This window comes from Bradyrhizobium sp. UFLA06-06 (assembly GCF_054820065.1).
Genome location: NZ_JADFUD010000070.1, coordinates 26,385 through 42,286 on the forward strand (window position 1 = coordinate 26,385; position 15,902 = coordinate 42,286).

Annotated in this window: 17 protein-coding genes; 10 read left to right on the forward strand and 7 right to left on the reverse strand. The window is 65.5% G+C overall.

Features of this window, described 5'->3' with window-relative positions; translation table 11 throughout:
• The first annotated feature begins 2 nt into the window (after positions 1–2).
• The 6 genes from IF803_RS36125 (at position 3) to IF803_RS36150 (ending at position 5,092) form a co-directional block, all read left to right on the forward strand.
• Entirely contained in the window at positions 3–875 is an 873-nt protein-coding gene (locus tag IF803_RS36125; RefSeq protein ID WP_461195509.1) for a metal ABC transporter substrate-binding protein, read from the forward strand.
• Positions 876–931: 56 nt separating this feature from the next.
• A complete protein-coding gene (locus IF803_RS36130) occupies positions 932–1,984 on the forward strand; it encodes a CobW family GTP-binding protein (protein ID WP_461195510.1) in 1,053 nt (350 codons plus the stop codon).
• A complete protein-coding gene (locus IF803_RS36135) occupies positions 1,984–3,003 on the forward strand; it encodes a WD40 repeat domain-containing protein (protein ID WP_304498601.1) in 1,020 nt (339 codons plus the stop codon). The genes IF803_RS36130 and IF803_RS36135 overlap by 1 nt, the downstream gene beginning before the upstream one ends.
• A 98-nt stretch (positions 3,004–3,101) precedes the next feature.
• Positions 3,102–3,818 (forward strand): MgtC/SapB family protein, encoded by a 717-nt coding sequence (locus IF803_RS36140; protein WP_461195511.1) that lies wholly within the window; start codon positions 3,102–3,104, stop codon positions 3,816–3,818.
• Positions 3,819–3,899: 81 nt separating this feature from the next.
• A complete protein-coding gene (locus IF803_RS36145; RefSeq protein WP_461195512.1) occupies positions 3,900–4,232 on the forward strand; it encodes a hypothetical protein in 333 nt (110 codons plus the stop codon).
• 119 nt (positions 4,233–4,351) lie between these two features.
• Positions 4,352–5,092: an acetoacetate decarboxylase gene (locus IF803_RS36150; protein WP_212055965.1), complete on the forward strand. Its 741-nt coding sequence runs from the start codon at positions 4,352–4,354 to the stop codon at positions 5,090–5,092.
• A gap of 130 nt (positions 5,093–5,222) precedes the next feature.
• Here IF803_RS36150 and IF803_RS36155 read toward each other — a convergent pair whose 3' ends face one another.
• The 6 genes from IF803_RS36155 to IF803_RS36180 all read right to left on the reverse strand — a co-directional run bounded on the left by IF803_RS36155 (position 5,223) and on the right by IF803_RS36180 (position 10,191).
• Positions 5,223–6,665 (reverse strand): homospermidine synthase, encoded by a 1,443-nt coding sequence (locus IF803_RS36155; RefSeq protein WP_461195519.1) that lies wholly within the window; start codon positions 6,663–6,665, stop codon positions 5,223–5,225.
• A gap of 40 nt (positions 6,666–6,705) precedes the next feature.
• Entirely contained in the window at positions 6,706–7,095 is a 390-nt protein-coding gene (locus IF803_RS36160) for a RidA family protein (RefSeq protein ID WP_028332860.1), read from the reverse strand.
• Between the two features lie 94 nt (positions 7,096–7,189).
• Positions 7,190–7,357, reverse strand: a complete 168-nt coding sequence (locus tag IF803_RS36165; protein ID WP_461195513.1) for a hypothetical protein — start codon at positions 7,355–7,357, stop codon at positions 7,190–7,192.
• Positions 7,358–7,368: 11 nt separating this feature from the next.
• On the reverse strand, positions 7,369–7,986 hold the full coding sequence (locus IF803_RS36170) for a GNAT family N-acetyltransferase (protein WP_461195514.1): 618 nt from the start codon (positions 7,984–7,986) through the stop codon (positions 7,369–7,371).
• A gap of 130 nt (positions 7,987–8,116) precedes the next feature.
• Positions 8,117–9,259: a type III PLP-dependent enzyme gene (locus IF803_RS36175; protein WP_461195515.1), complete on the reverse strand. Its 1,143-nt coding sequence runs from the start codon at positions 9,257–9,259 to the stop codon at positions 8,117–8,119.
• 671 nt (positions 9,260–9,930) lie between these two features.
• Positions 9,931–10,191 carry a hypothetical protein gene (locus IF803_RS36180; protein WP_028341358.1) on the reverse strand — a complete coding sequence of 87 codons (261 nt, stop codon included), beginning with the start codon at positions 10,189–10,191 and terminating at the stop codon, positions 9,931–9,933.
• 130 nt (positions 10,192–10,321) lie between these two features.
• Between IF803_RS36180 and IF803_RS36185 the strand changes: the two genes are divergently transcribed.
• From IF803_RS36185 to IF803_RS36195, 3 genes are read left to right on the forward strand one after another with little or no spacing between them, the layout of a single operon-like run.
• The gene (locus IF803_RS36185) at positions 10,322–12,409 is read left to right on the forward strand and encodes a M3 family metallopeptidase (RefSeq protein ID WP_028341357.1); all 2,088 of its coding nucleotides are present in this window, start codon (positions 10,322–10,324) and stop codon (positions 12,407–12,409) included.
• Positions 12,410–12,411: 2 nt separating this feature from the next.
• Positions 12,412–13,062: a DUF1007 family protein gene (locus tag IF803_RS36190; protein WP_461195516.1), complete on the forward strand. Its 651-nt coding sequence runs from the start codon at positions 12,412–12,414 to the stop codon at positions 13,060–13,062.
• Positions 13,059–14,177 carry a nickel/cobalt transporter gene (locus tag IF803_RS36195; RefSeq protein WP_461195517.1) on the forward strand — a complete coding sequence of 373 codons (1,119 nt, stop codon included), beginning with the start codon at positions 13,059–13,061 and terminating at the stop codon, positions 14,175–14,177. Before IF803_RS36190 ends, IF803_RS36195 begins: the two co-directional genes overlap by 4 nt.
• A gap of 82 nt (positions 14,178–14,259) precedes the next feature.
• Here the strand turns inward: IF803_RS36195 and IF803_RS36200 are convergent, their stop codons facing one another.
• Positions 14,260–14,658: an MAPEG family protein gene (locus IF803_RS36200; RefSeq protein ID WP_016842609.1), complete on the reverse strand. Its 399-nt coding sequence runs from the start codon at positions 14,656–14,658 to the stop codon at positions 14,260–14,262.
• Between the two features lie 111 nt (positions 14,659–14,769).
• Here IF803_RS36200 and hemH point away from each other — a divergent pair, with 111 nt between their 5' ends.
• On the forward strand, positions 14,770–15,807 hold the full coding sequence (gene hemH, locus IF803_RS36205) for a ferrochelatase (RefSeq protein ID WP_461195518.1): 1,038 nt from the start codon (positions 14,770–14,772) through the stop codon (positions 15,805–15,807).
• Positions 15,808–15,902: the final 95 nt, after the last annotated feature.

Here is a 15,902-nt window from a genome sequence, read left to right on the forward strand (position 1 = left end):
CGATGCGGCGATTGTTCGGTTTGATTGGTCTGGCGCTGCTGCTGGCGAGCGGACCGGCGCGCGCCGTGGAGCGCATCAATGTCGTCGCGAGCTTCTCGATCCTCGCCGACATGGTGCGCAATGTCGGCGGCAATAATGTCGACGTGACGGCGCTGGTCGGGCCCGACGGCGATGCCCATGTCTACGCGCCGACGCCGGCAGACGCCAAGAAGGTCGCCGACGCCAAGCTCGTGGTCATCAACGGCCTCGGCTTCGAAGGCTGGATGCCGCGGCTGCTGCAGGCCTCGGGCAGCAAGGCGCCGATCGCGGTGGCGACCAAGGGGATCATGCCACGAAAGATGGGTGGCCATGACGACCCGCATGCCTGGCAATCCGTGGCCAATGCGAAGATCTACGTCGTCAATATTCGCGACGGGCTGATCGCCGCGGCCCCTGACCAGGCGGCCATCTTCAAGGCCAATGCCGACGCCTATCTGGCCAAGCTCGAGGCGCTCGACCGCGAGGTGCACGAGGCGGTGGCGAAAGTGCCGGAGGCGCGGCGCAAGGTGATCTCGACCCATGGCGCCTTCGGCTATTTCGCCGACGCCTACGGGGTCACGTTCTTCTCGCCGCTCAGCGTGTCCACCGATTCCGAGCCCAGCGCGCGCGATATCGCCGCGATCATCGCCCAGATCAAGGTTGCGAAAATTCCGGCAGTTTTTCTCGAAAATATCAGCGATCCCCGCCTGATCGAGCGGATCGCGGCCGAGACCGGCGCCCGGGTCGGCGGCACCCTGTATTCGGACGGTTTGACGGCCGAAAAGGGCGATGCACCCACTTACATTGATATGGTCAGGCACAATATAAAGGCCCTGACCAGCGCGCTCGCCGACTAGGGCAGGGGCCCTCCCTGCCGGGATTGAGCGCGGCCCCAAGTTCCTTCGGAGTTGTTATGGCTGAAGCTTCGCAAAAAATTCCTGTGACCGTGCTGACGGGCTATCTCGGCGCCGGCAAGACCACGCTGTTGAACCGCATCCTGTCGGAAAACCACGGCAAGAAATACGCCGTCATCGTTAATGAATTCGGCGAGATCGGCATCGACAACGACCTCATCATCGGCGCCGATGAGGAAGTGTTCGAGATGAACAATGGCTGCGTCTGCTGCACCGTGCGCGGCGACCTCGTCCGCATCATGGACGGCCTGATGAAGCGCAAGGGCAAGTTCGACGCCATCATCGTCGAGACCACCGGCCTTGCCGATCCGGCGCCGGTCGCGCAGACCTTCTTCGTCGACGAGGACGTGCAGAAGAACGCCCGGCTCGACGCGGTTGTGACCGTCGCCGATGCCAAATGGCTGAGCGACCGCCTCAAGGACGCGCCGGAGGCCAAGAACCAGATCGCGTTCGCCGACGTCATCGTGCTGAACAAGACCGACCTGGTCTCCAAGCCCGAGCTCGCCGAGGTCGAGGCCCGCATCCGCGGCATCAATCCCTATGCCAAGCTGCACCGCACCGAGCGTTGCCAGGTCGGACTGACCGATGTGCTGGAGCGCGGTGCATTCGATCTCGACCGCATCCTGGAGATCGAGCCGGATTTCCTCGAGGCCGGCGACGATCACGATCACGATCATCATCACCATGACCATGATCATCACCACCACCATGATCACGACCATGGCCATGGCGGGTTGAAGCATTATCACGACGAGGAGATGCAGTCGCTGTCGCTGCGCTCGGAGAAGCCGCTCGACCCGACCAAGTTCATGCCCTGGCTGCAGCAGCTCGTCGCCACCGAGGGCCAGAAGATCCTGCGCTCGAAGGGCATCCTCGCCTTCACCGGCGATGACGACCGCTACGTGTTCCAGGGCGTCCACATGATGCTGGAGGGCGACCATCAGCGGAAATGGAAGGACGGCGAGAAGCGCGAGAGCCGTGTCGTGTTCATCGGTCGCGAACTGCCCGAGCAGGCGATTCGCGACGGCTTCGAGCAGTGCATCACCACGTGATGAAAGAGTTCGATCCGGGCGAGGCCCCTTCTTCCATCGTTTCGATCACCGACCGCGTCAAGCCGTTGCCGCTCGGCGCGGCGGTGAGCTCGGTGCATTTCCTTGGCGACCGCGCGTTCTTCGTCGGCGCCGAGGAGGGTGTTGCGATCGCGACCGCCGACGGCGAGATCACACGGACGGAGACGCATTTCGGCGCCATCCTGTGCGCCGCCTCCGACGGCAAGCGGCTCGTCACCGGCGGTGACGACGGCAAGCTGATCGCGATCGACGCCAAGGGCGAGACCTCTGTCATTGCGACCGACGCCAAGCGGCGTTGGATCGACAATGTCGCGCTGCACAGCGACGGCACCGTGGCGTGGTCGGCGGGCAAGACCGCCTTCGTGCGCAATCCCAAGGGCGAAGAGAAAACCTTCGAGGTGCCGTCGACCGTCGGCGGGCTTGCTTTTGCGCCGAAGGGCCTGAGGCTCGCGATCGCGCATTACAACGGCGTGACCTTGTGGTTTCCCAACATGGCGGCCAATCCGGAATTTCTGGAATGGGCCGGCTCGCATCTCGCCGTCATGTTCAGCCCGGACAACAAATTCCTCGTCACCGCGATGCACGAGCCCGCGATGCATGGCTGGCGGCTCGCCGACAACCGGCACATGCGGATGAGCGGCTATCCCGGCCGCGTCCGCTCGATGTCATGGAGCGTCGGCGGCAAGGGGCTCGCGACCTCGGGCGCCGATACCGTGATCGTCTGGCCGTTCACCAGCAAGGACGGGCCGATGGGCAAGGAGCCGGCGATGCTGGCGCCGATGCCGGCGCGGGTCGCGGTGGTCGCCTGCCATCCGAAGAACGACATCATGGCGGTCGGCTATGCCGACGGCACCGTGCTGATGGTCCGCCTCGAGGACGGCGCCGAGATCCTGGTGCGCCGGAACGCCGGCACGGCGGTTTCGGCGCTCGGATGGAATGCCAAGGGCACGCTGCTCGCCTTCGGCACGGAAGATGGTGACGCGGGCATCGTGGAACTGTAAGAGATCGCGGCAGACGAAGCGTTTTCGAGCGAAGTGGGTACCGGTTCGCGTGAAGAAAACGCGTCAAAAGACGAAGCTCGCGCCGGGGCCGCAGCGTCATGCGATTTCTCACCACGTTCCAGCTCGCCGACTTCATCGACACGCTGGTCAGCCTGACCACGGCCTTTGTGTTTGGCACCCTGATCGGCGCCGAGCGACAGTACCGGCAGCGCACCGCGGGCCTGCGCACCAATGTGCTGGTCGCGGTCGGCGCTGCAGCCTTCGTCGACCTCGCGATGCATCTGGCCGGCGCCGACGGCGCGGTCCGGGTGATCGCCTATGTGGTGTCGGGGATCGGCTTCCTCGGCGCCGGCGTCATCATGAAGCAGGGCATGGATGTGCGCGGCCTCAACACCGCGGCGACGCTGTGGGCCTCGGCCGCGGTCGGCTCCTGCGCCGGTGCTGACCTCGTGGCGCAGGCGGCGGCGCTGACCTTGTTCGTGATCGCGGGCAACACGCTGCTGCGTCCGCTGGTCAACGCCATCAACCGCATCCCGCTGAACGAGAAGGCCTCGGAGGCGACCTACTATTTCAAGCTCGCCGTGACTCCCGAGGCGTTGCCCGACATGCGCGACCGCCTGGTCGAGAAGCTGGAGGCCGCGAACTATCCGGTCGCCGATGTCGACGTGGTCGAGGCCGGCGACGACTTCCTCGAGATCGTGGCGACGCTGGTCTCGACCGCGGTCGAGCCCAACGAATTGAACGCCGTGGTGGTCGACCTGCAGCATCAGCCCGGCGTGCGGCACGCGACCTGGGAGGTCAGCACCACGGATTGAGCCGCGGTTCCCGCAGGCGCCGCTTCGGAACCATGCCGTGGCCGGATCGTTGACCCCGCGGACAAGGCGCAGGTGAACGAGATGGCTGTGGATCGGACCAGGTTGCGAATCGACATGCTGATCGCCTCGACGCTGGTGGCTGCGGGCGTTGCGATCGCGGTGCTTTCGCTGCACGCGATCAATGCGGCCCCGCCGCAGGAGATCGCGCAGGCGACCCAGCCGCTGCAACCGACGCCGACGCCCGAGCCGCAGAAGACGGCGCCGCCGGCCGAGTCGAAGCCGGGCGGCGAGCGGCCGACCACGCCGGCGCCGCAGCCCGCGCGTCCCGACGACGAGGCACAGAAGTCCGGCGCCAAGCCGGTGCTGCCGCCCGCGCCCGCGGAGAAGACCGCGCCGCCGATCGAGAAAAAGTAGGCACGCCGCGGCCCGCATTGTGACGCGGATTTGACGGACGCTGCCGATTATACGGTCTCGCCTCCGCCGCCGACGCCCTCCATAATCTGTCGTCTTGCCAACGACAGATGGGGCCTGCCATGAAGATCGAGGACGTCCGGCGCACCGCCTATTCGATGCCGCTCACCAACCCGTCGTTTCCGCCGGGGCCCTACCGGTTCTTCGACCGCGAATATTTCATCATCACCTACAAGACCGACCCGGAAGCGCTCGCCGCCGTGGTGCCGGAGCCGCTCGAGGTCGCCGAGCCTGTGGTGAAGTACGAGTTCATCCGCATGCCGGACTCGACCGGGTTCGGCGACTACACCGAGACCGGGCAGGTGATCCCGGTTCGCTTCAGGGGCGAGGAGGGAGCCTACACCCACGCGATGTATCTCGACGACGAGGGTCCGATCGCCGGCGGCCGCGAGCTGTGGGGATTTCCGAAGAAGCTGGCAAAGCCCAGGATCGAGGTCGAGAGCGACGTGCTGGTCGGCTCGCTGCATTACGGCTCGGTGCTCTGCGCCTCCGCCACCATGGGCTACAAGCACCGCAAGGTCGACCTCGACACCGTGCTGAAATCGATGACAGCGCCGAACTTCATTCTGAAAATCATCCCGCACGTCGACGGCAGCCCGCGGATCTGCGAGCTGGTGCGGTTTCATCTGGAAGACATCACGCTGAAGGAGGCCTGGACCGGTCCCGCCGCGCTCGGGCTGTTTCCGCACGCGCTGTGCGACGTCGCCCGCCTGCCGGTGCGCGAGGTGGTCTCGGCGCTGCATTTCAAGGCGGACCTGACGCTCGGCCTCGGCTCGGTCGCGTTCGACTACATGGCGAGATGACGAGGTCATTCCGCGGCATCGCGTCAGCGATGAACAGCGGTGCGCACTCGCGCACCGGAGAATCTCGCGCAGTCATCTCGAGATCCCGGGTCTGCGCGCCGAAGCGCGCATCCCGGAATGACCCTTCGGGTCAGCGCACCAGAATATTCTTGAACTGCCAGGGATCGCTGGTGTCGATGTCTTCCGGGAACAGTCCCGGACGATCCGTCAGCGGGGTCCAGTCGGTGTAGAAGCCCTTCACGGGGCCGAGATACGGCATCTGGATTTCCAGCAGACGATCGAAGTCCATCTCGTCGGCCTCGACGATGCCTTCGTTCGGGTTTTCCAGCGCCCACACCATGCCGCCGAGCACGGCGGACGTCACCTGCAGGCCGGTGGCGTTCTGATAGGGCGCGAGCTTGCGGGTCTCCTCGATGGAGAGCTGCGAGCCGTACCAGTAGGCATTGTTGTCATGGCCGAACAGCAGGACGCCGAGCTCGTCGATGCCATCGACGATCTCGTTCTCGTCGAGGATGTGGTGCTTCTCCTGCATCTTCGCTGCGCGGCCGAACATTTCATGCAGCGACAGCACGGCGTCGTCGGCCGGGTGATAGGCATAGTGGCAGGTCGGCCGATAGATCGCCGTGCCCGATGCGTCACGCACCGTGAAGTAATCGGCGATCGAGATCGACTCGTTGTGGGTGACGAGGAAGCCATACTGCGCGCCGCGGGTCGGGCACCAGGTGCGCACGCGCGTGTTGGCGCCGGGCTGCATCAGATAGATGGCGGCGCCGCAGCCGGCTTCGTGGGTATGCGCATTCTCGGGCATCCATTTCTCATGGGTGCCCCAGCCGAGTTCGGACGGCTGCACGCCTTCCGACAGGAAACCTTCCACCGACCAGGTGTTGACGAAGACGTCAGGCTCTTTCGGCGACTTGGAGCGCTGGGTGTCGCGCTCGGCGATGTGGATGCCCTTCACGCCGGCCTGCCGCATCAAGTCCGCCCATTCGGCCTTGGTCTTCGGCTTCGGGGCATTGAGCTTCAGATCGGCGGCGACATTGAGCAGCGCCTGCTTGACGAAGAACGAGACCATGCCGGGATTGGCGCCACAGCAGGAGACGGCCGTCGTCGAGCCCGCGGGGCGCGCCTTCTTGGCGGCCAGCGTCACTTCGCGAAGCGCGTAGTTGGAGCGCGCTTCCGGGCCCTTCGACGAATCGAAATAGAAGCCGAGCCAGGGCTCGTTGACGGTGTCGATGTAGAGAGCGCCGAGTTCGTTGCAGAGCTCCATGATGTCGGTCGAGCCGGTATCGACCGACAGATTGACGCAAAAGCCCTGGCCGCCGCCTTCAGTGAGCAGCGGGCTCAGCAGGTCGCGATAATTGTCCTTGGTCACGGCCTTCTGGATGAATTTGACGTTGTGCTTCTCGCAATGCGCCTTGCGGCCCTCGTCCTTGGGGTCGATCACGGTGACGCGCGACACGTCGTAGTCGAGATGCCGCTCGATCAAAGGCAGCGTGCCTTTGCCGATCGAGCCGAAGCCGATCATGACAATGGGACCTGTGATCTTCGCGTAGATCTGCGAGGCGGGGCTCATCATTTTCTCCAGGAGAGTGCCTAGCGGCGGATAGAGTGGATCAGGGGTTGCGACGCTTCGCGGTGACTTCGATCTCGACCTTCATCTCGGGCTTGTAGAGCCCCGCGACGATCAGCATCGTTGCGGCCGGGCGGATGTCGCCGAGGACCTCGCCGCAGACCGCGAAATGGGCATCCACGTCACGGGCATCGGTGAGGTAGTAGGTCGCGCGAACGATGTCGGCCATCGCAAAGCCTCCCTCCTTGAGGGCGGCCTCGATGGTCTTGAAGCAGTTCCGTGACTGGCTCGTGACATCCGATGGCATGGTCATCGTGGCGTAGTCATAGCCGGTGGTTCCCGCGACGAAAGCGAAGTCGCCGTCGATCACGGCGCGGCTGTAGCCGGCGGTCTTCTCAAAGGGCGAGCCGGTGGAAATCAGGCGGCGGGACATCTGGACCTCGACTGAAAATGGCTTTGCGCGGGGTTTACGGGCATTTTTGCCGCCCGCGCAACCCCTTCTTGGTTCAGGCCTGGTGCGGCCGGCACTAGTGGGACTGCAACGTGGCGTCCGGCGGCGATGGCGGCGTGCCGGTCCAGCGCCGGACCAGGATATCCCTGACGATCATCACCGAGATCAGGATCAGCATGACCGTGGTGACGAGGCCGCGCCAACGCGGGCGCGCGCGGTCGGTGATGGGAAGGTGCTCCGACATGACGGCCCGCCTTACGCCGCGTGCGGCACGGCGAGCGGTGCCTTCCGGGTCCGGGATCGCGTCCGCGATGCCTTGGCCTCGGGCAGCGGCGCGCCGGTCGGCGTGATCATGCCCCAGGCGCAGTCCAGCGCGCCGGCGACAAGCTCGAGGCCGAGCAGCCGCTCGCGCTCGAACGTGCCCGGCAGCGACAGCTCGCCGGTCTTGGCGGCGGTGAAGCCGAAGCGGGCGTAGTAGGGCGCATCGCCAAGCAGGATCACGGCGCCGTGGCCGCGCGCCTTGGCGACCGCCAGCGCACGCTGCATCAGCGCGGCGCCGACGCCGAGGCCGCGGCAGCCGTCGTCGACTGCCAGCGGCCCCAGCATCAGCGCGCTGCGGCCCCCCGCGCTGACGTGCCACAACCGCACGGTTCCAACCAGCCGGCCGTCCTGGCGCACGGCCGCAAGGCTCAGGCCTTCGGCGGGCGCGCGTCCGTCGCGCAGGCGCTGGCAGGTGCGCGTATGGCGATTGCAGCCAAAGCAGGCATCCAGCAGCGCTTCGCGTGCGACGACGTCCGAGCCACGCTCCGCACGGATCGCGAACGGGGCGGCATCTCGGATGAGGGCAACGGGGGTGTTCCGTTTTGCAGTCATGGCACGTCAGTCCCCGCTTGCAACGGCATGTCGTACGCCGCGGCAAGCGTCGTTCAGGAAAATCAAAAATGATCGGGGAGGAGCCGGCGGGGCCGGCTCCCGGTTTATCGGGCCTCGAAAAGGAGGCGGGTCAGATGTGGTAGGTCTTCAGCGGCGGAATGCCGTTGAACGCCACCGACGAGTAGGTCGACGTATAGGCGCCGGTGCCTTCGATCAGCAGCTTGTCGCCGATCTCGAGCGTCACCGGAAGCGGATACGGCAGCTTCTCGTACAGCACGTCGGCGCTGTCGCAGGTCGGGCCCGCGAGCACGCACGGCGTCATATCCGCCCCGTCATGCGGGGTGCGGATGGCGTAGCGGATCGATTCGTCCATCGTCTCGGCGAGACCGCCGAACTTGCCGATGTCGAGATAGACCCAGCGCACCTCGTCCTCGTCGCTCTTCTTCGAGATCAGAACGACTTCGGTCTCGATGATTCCGGCATTGCCGACCATGCCGCGGCCCGGCTCGATGATCGTCTCCGGGATCTGGTTGCCGAAATGCTTGCGCAGCGCGCGGAAGATCGACCGGCCATATTGCACGACCGGCGGGACATCCTTGAGGTACTTGGTCGGGAAGCCGCCGCCCATGTTGACCATGGTGAGGTTGATCCCGCGCTCGGCGCAGTCACGGAACACGGTCGACGCCATCGCGAGCGCGCGATCCCACGCCTTCACCTTGCGCTGCTGCGAACCGACATGGAACGAGATGCCGCACGGCTCCAGACCCAGGCGCTTGGCGAGGTCGAGCACCTCGACCGCCATCTCCGGGTCGCAGCCGAACTTGCGCGACAGCGGCCACTCGGCGCCGGCGCAGTCATAGAGGATGCGGCAGAACACCTTGGCGCCGGGGGCGGCGCGGGCGACCTTCTCGACCTCGGCGGCGCAGTCGACCGCGAACAGGCGAATGCCGAGCGCGAAGGCACGCGCGATGTCGCGCTCCTTCTTGATCGTGTTGCCATAGGAGATGCGGTCCGGCGTCGCACCGGCGGCCAGCGCCATCTCGATCTCCGCGACGGTCGCGGTGTCGAAGCAGGAGCCGAGCGAGGCCAGCAGCGAGAGCACTTCGGGCGCAGGATTAGCCTTCACCGCGTAGAACACGCGGCTGTCCGGCAGCGCCTTCGCGAAGGTCTGGTAGTTGTCGCGCACGACTTCGAGGTCGACGACGAGGCACGGCTCGGTGTCGAGACCATCCTGGCGGCGGTTGCGCAGGAATTCCTGGATACGTTCAGTCATGGCACTCTCCAACGGCCCCAGCGACGGGATCCGCATCAACGTGACGTCGGGTAAGAGCGCTTCGGCCACATCGCGCGATGGAGGCGCGTTGAGGCCAAGAGACTCAAACCAGACTGTGCTGCCGTGGATTGGTTGGGAGAGTTTCCCGCCCGCTCACCTGGCAATGAAGGACAAGCCTTTTCAGTAGCCCGGGCCGGCGTTGGACCGCCGGTAGAGACCAAAAAAGCCCGATCCGTCGTTGCTTTAAGTCGCGTCCCCCGTTGAGAGCGGGGTGCGCCGGTTCGCCTCCGGCTGCCAGTCACGGTTGCAAAGAGTGGTGAGACCTTCAACGGCATCCCTGGAGAGAGATGCTGGCCGCCTCGTGTCCTGATGGACGTAAGCGACCCTCGGTTCTTCCACCCCTTGGCGGCTGTCCGGCCTCTTGTCCGGATACCTACCGACTGACACACGACCACAGGCACGTGCGAAATTGGGCAAGGCAGGAAATAAGTCTTTTGACTTCGCGGCGCAAGAATTTTTTTGCGATAGCGGCAAATTTCCCTAACGCGTGCTTGCGATGTCGCGCGCAGCACGCGTCGGAGGCGCTGAAGATGAACGGCTGTTAAGAATGACTAACGAAGCGTGTGTGCGTTTTAGCCCTGTGCCGCAGCGCTTTCTTGAATCGCTCAAGCTCACGCGCGACGCGTGAACGGCTCGACGCGCTGCGCGGCGCGGATGAAGGCGATCATGATCAAGACGCCGATGCCGAACAGCACCGCCTGCAGGATGTGCGCGGCGACATCGTCGAGTCCGAGCAGGATCGCGAGCGCCCAGCCGCCGGCGAACGCCGCGCCGAACACTTCCGCGCCGATCAGGATCGCCGCCGAGATCACGGTGATGACGCTCGGCCAGACGATGGTGCGGTTGCCTGAGGTGGAGGGCTGCATGGTCATGGAATAGGTCCTGTTCAGGGGGCGCAATCTCTCCGAAAAGTGCCCATCTATCAAGCGCAAAAGGCCCAAAAATGCCGTATCGCGTGATATAGATTGGGCAGCATTTTCAAGGCGAAAAACGGGACATTCGATGTCAGGAACCAGCGCAGACGCCAAGGTCGAGACTTTGGCCAACCCCCTCCTGAAGGCATGGCAGACGCCGCTCGAGACGCCGCCCTTCGCCGAGATCAAGCCGGAGCATTTCCTGCCCGCTTTCGAGCAGGCCTTCGCCGATCATTCGGCGGAAGTGACTGCGATCACCCACGATCCGGCGCTGCCCGACTTCGACAACACCATCACGGCGCTGGAGCGCTCCGGCAAGCTGCTGTCGAAGGTCTCGGCGGTGTTCTACGATCTGGTCTCGGCGCATTCGAGCCCGGCGATCTTGGAGATCGACAAGGAAGTGTCGCCCCGAATGGCGCGGCACTGGAATCCGATCATGATGAACGCTGTGCTGTTTGGCCGCATCGCCATGCTGCACGAGAAGCGCGCCTCGCTCGGCCTGACCGGCGAGCAGATGCGGCTGCTGGAACGCACCTACACCCGCTTCCGCCGCTCCGGCGCCGGCCTCGACGATGCGGCAAAGGCCCGCATGGCCGAGATCAACGAGCGCCTCGCCCATCTCGGCACCTCGTTCAGCCACCATCTGCTCGGCGACGAGCAGGAGTGGTCCATGGAGCTCGGCGAGGACGACCGCGCCGGTCTCTCCGACACATTTGTGGCGGCTGCCAAGGCTGCGGCGGAAGAGCGCGGCATGCCAGGCAAGGCGATCGTGACGCTGTCGCGCTCCTCGGTCGAGCCGTTCCTGCAAAGCTCGTCGCGGCGTGATCTGCGCGAGAAGGTCTACAAGGCCTTCACGGCGCGCGGCGACAATGGCAACGCCAACGACAACAACGCGACCATCGTGGAGATCCTGAGACTCCGCGAGGAGACCGCCAAGATCCTGGGCTTCCCGACCTACGCCGCCTACCGCCTCGAGGATTCCATGGCGAAGACGCCGGAGGCCGTGCGCGGCCTCTTGGAGCGGGTCTGGAAGCCGGCGCGGGCGCGGGCGCTCGCCGACCGCGACGCGCTGCAGGCGCTGATCGCGGAGGAGGGCGGCAATTTCACCTTGGCGTCCTGGGACTGGCGCTACTACGCCGAGAAGCTGCGCCAGCGCCGCGCCAATTTCGACGATTCCGCGATCAAGCCCTATCTGGTGCTCGACCACATGATCGAGGCCGCGTTCGACTGCGCCACCCGCCTGTTCGGAGTCACCTTCGAGGAACGCAAGGACGTCCCGGTCTGGCATCCAGATGTCCGGGTCTGGGAGGTCAAGGGCCGCGACGGCCAGCACAAGGCGCTGTTCTACGGCGACTACTTCGCGCGGCCGTCAAAACGTTCCGGCGCCTGGATGACCTCGCTGCGCGACCAGCAGAAGCTAGACGGCGCCGTCGCGCCGCTGGTCATCAATGTCTGCAACTTCGCCAAGGGCGCCGACGGCGCGCCGTCGCTGCTGTCGCCCGACGATGCGCGGACCCTGTTCCACGAGTTCGGCCATGGCCTGCACGGCATGCTGTCCAACGTGACCTATCCATCGCTGTCCGGAACCAGCGTGTTCACCGACTTCGTCGAGCTGCCCTCGCAGCTCTACGAGCACTGGCAGGAGCGGCCCGAGGTGCTGCAGCGCTTCGCCCGCCACTACCAGACCGGGGAGGCGCTGCCGGACGACCTGCTCAAGCGCTTCCTCGCCGCACGCAAGTTCAACCAGGGCTTTGCCACCGTGGAGTTCGTCTCCTCGGCGCTGGTCGATCTCGAATTCCATACCCAGCCGGCGGCGGCGAGCTGGGACGTCCGCGCCTTCGAACAGAAGGAGCTGGAGAAGATCGGCATGCCCGCCGAAATCTCGCTGCGGCACCGGCCGACCCAGTTCGGCCACATCTTCTCCGGCGACCACTATGCCTCCGGCTACTACAGCTACATGTGGTCGGAGGTGATGGACGCCGACGCCTTCGGCGCCTTCGAGGAGGCCGGCGACATCTTCGATCCCGCGACCGCCAAGCGGCTGCATGACGACATCTATTCGTCGGGCGGCTCGCGCGATCCCGAGGAGGCCTATGTCGCCTTCCGCGGCCGCGAGCCCGAGCCGGACGCGCTTTTGCGCCGTCGCGGCCTGCTCGAGACATCAGAGGCGGCCTGACGGTGCGGCCGTCCCTCAACCGGCTGGTTGCCGGGCTCGTGCTCGCGGTGTCCGTCGTGCTCGGCACGGCGGCCGCCGAGGCCCATCCGCATGTCTGGATCGTCGCCAAGAGCGAGCTGATCTACGCGCCCGACGGCACCATCACGGGGGTCCGCCACGCCTGGACCTTTGACGACATGTTCTCGACCTATGCGCTGCAGGGTATCGAGACCAAGGTGAAGGGCGCCTACAGCCGCGAGGAGCTGGCGCCGCTGGCGCAGACCAATGTCGAGTCGCTGAAGGAATACGCCTACTTCACCTTCGCCAAGGGCGACGGGAAGAAGCAGAAGTTCACTGAACCGGTCGACTACTTCCTCGAATACAAGGATTCGGCGCTGACGCTGCACTTCACCTTGCCGCTGAAGACGCCGTTCAAGGCGAGGCAGCTCTCGCTCGAAGTGTTCGACCCGACCTATTTCATCGACTTCCAGTATGCCGAGAAGGAGCCGGTCAAGCTGGTCGGCGCCGCGGCGGACTGCAAGATGCAGTTCGAACGGCCGAACAGTGACGGCACCGCCGCCGCGCAGAAGCTCGGCGAGCAGACCTTTCTCGACGGTGGCAACGGCAATTTCGGTATGATGTTCGCCAACAAGGTCTCGGTGGAGTGCCCATGACGCCGATCGTCTTGCGCATGACGCGCGGCCTCGCCGTGTCCGCGGCCGTGCTGGCGGCATTTGCGCTGCTCGATGGCGCCGTTCATGCGCTGCTGGCGCAAAATCCGTTCGGCGCGCCGCGCGCGGCGGAGCCGCAGGGCGGCCTGGTCGGCTGGCTCTTGGCCAAACAGTCGGAGTTTTATCGCGAGATTTCCCAGACCATCCGCGCCGCGAAATCCGACGGCTCGGCGGTCTGGACGCTGCTCGTGATCTCCTTTGCCTACGGGATTTTCCATGCCGCCGGCCCCGGCCACGGCAAGGCGGTGATTTCCTCCTACATGGTCGCCAACCGCGAGACCGCGCGGCGCGGCATCGTGTTGTCGTTCGCCTCGGCGCTGATGCAGTCGGTGGTCGCCGTTCTCATCGTGGGCATCTGCGCGTGGCTGCTCAACGCGACCGCGAAGACCATGTGCGGGGCGGAGAAGGCGATCGAGATCGCAAGCTACGCGCTGATCGCGGCGTTCGGCGCCCGGCTGGTGTGGGTCAAGGGCGGCGGCTTCTTCCGCGCGCTGCAGATGCCGCGCCCGGCGCTGGCGATCGCCGGCGCGCATCGGCACGATCACGACCATCATGACCACGATCACCACGACCATGGCCATGATCACCATCATCGTCACGCGCATGACGATCGTGGCCATCATCATCACGGCCACGATCACGGTCATGACGCGCAACACGTCCATGACGAGCATTGCGGCCATTCGCACGGGCCGACGCCGGCCGAGCTTGCCGGTCCTGGCGGCTGGCGGCGGGGGCTCGGCGCGATCTTGACCGTCGGGATCCGGCCCTGCTCGGGCGCGCTCCTGGTGCTGGTGTTCGCGCTGGCGCAGGGCCTGTTCTGGGCCGGCATTGCCGCGACCTTCGTGATGGGGCTCGGCACCGCCATTACGGTGGCGGCGATCGCGCTGGTCGCGGTGTCGGCGCGCGGCGTGGCGGAGCGGCTGAGCGCGGCGCGCGACGGCGGCGGCATGGTCATCATGCGCGGCCTGGAGTTCGCCGCCGCGGGCCTTGTGCTGCTGTTCGGGCTCGGCCTGCTGTTCGGCTACGTCGCCGCCGAGCGGGCGACGTGTTTGTAGAGCCCCACTCCAGGTAATCCGTCATCCCCGCGCAAAGGCGAAGCCTTTGCGCGGGGATGACGGAGAGGGGGCGGATTCGCACTCAACTCGTCAGATATCCCCTGATCGCCGGCAGCAGGAAGATCGCGATGTTGATCGCGAAGCCGATGCTCCAGAGGATCGAGCGCAGCGTCGGGCGGTTGCCGATATAGGTGAAGACGTAGGCGATCCGCACGATCAGGAACAGCACAGCGAGCTCGTCGATCAGCCGCAGCGGGCCGACGCGGAATTCGGCGAGCAGCACGGCGAAGGCGAAGAACGGGAAGGCCTCGATGCCGTTCTGGTGCGCGCCGAGCGCCCGCGAGCGGATCGGATCGTCGTAGAAGTCGGGATCGCGCGGCCTGGCGTTGTCGAAGCTGCGGAAGCCGGTCCACTTCACCGATACGATCGTCAGCAGCGAGAGCATCAGCGTCCCGAAGACGCACCATTCGGCGATCGTCATGGTTCCCCCTTATTCCGCACGGGAACGTAGCCAACCCGCACTCGGCTTGACAAGGTTGGAGCAACGCGCGAAGCCCAAAGCTCCCAAGCGAAGGATATCTAGCGCAAGGCCATGAGCACGGTGATCCCCTTCGAGAGCGCGAAGCCTGCCGGCGCGCCGAAGCCGGAACGCGTCGGCGTGCTCCTGGTCAATCTCGGCACGCCCGATACGGCGGATGCCGCCGGCGTGCGGGTCTATCTCAAGGAATTCCTGTCCGATCCGCGGGTGATCGAGGATCAGGGCCTGCTCTGGAAGCTGATCCTCAACGGCATCATCCTGCGCGTCCGGCCGGCCCGCAAGGCGCGCGACTATCTGAAGATCTGGAACACCGAGAAGAACGAGTCGCCGCTGAAGACCATCACGCGCTCGCAGGCCGACAAGCTGGCGGAGGCGATCGCCGATCACGACCACGTCGTGGTCGACTGGGCGATGCGCTACGGCAACCCTTCGATCAAGGAGCGCATCGAGGCGCTGGCGGCGCAGGGCTGCGGCCGGCTCCTTGTGGTGCCGCTCTATCCGCAATATTCCGCCGCGACGTCGGCGACCGTCTGCGACGAGGCGTTTCGCGTGCTGGCCGGCATGCGCGCGCAGCCGATCCTGCGGGTGACGCCGCCCTATTACGACGATCCCGATTACATCGAGGCGCTCGCGGTCTCGATCAATGCGCATCTTGCGACCTTGCCGTTCCAGCCCGAGATCATCGTCGCCTCGTTCCACGGCATGCCGAAGGAATATGTCGACAAGGGCGATCCGTATCAGGCGCAATGCATCGCCACGACCAATGCGCTGCGCAAGCGGCTCGGGCTCGATGCCAACGGGCTGATCCTCACCTTCCAGTCGCGCTTCGGCAAGGCCGAGTGGCTGCAGCCCTATACCGACAAGACGGTCGAGAAGCTGGCCAAGGACGGCGTGCGGCGCATTGCCGTGGTGACGCCCGGCTTCTCCGCCGATTGCCTGGAGACGCTGGAGGAGATCGCGCAGGAGAATGCCGAGATCTTCCGGCACAATGGCGGCGAGCAGTTCGCGGCGATCCCCTGCCTCAACGACAGCGACGGCGGCATGGACGTGATCCGCCAGCTCGTGCTGCGCGAGCTTCAGGGCTGGATCTAACAAGGCTGGATCAAGCGAGGCTGGACCTGATTGTTAACGATCAGTGACACCGGACACGGCTATTCACTTGCATCTGGTAGTCGGACGGCAGCTTC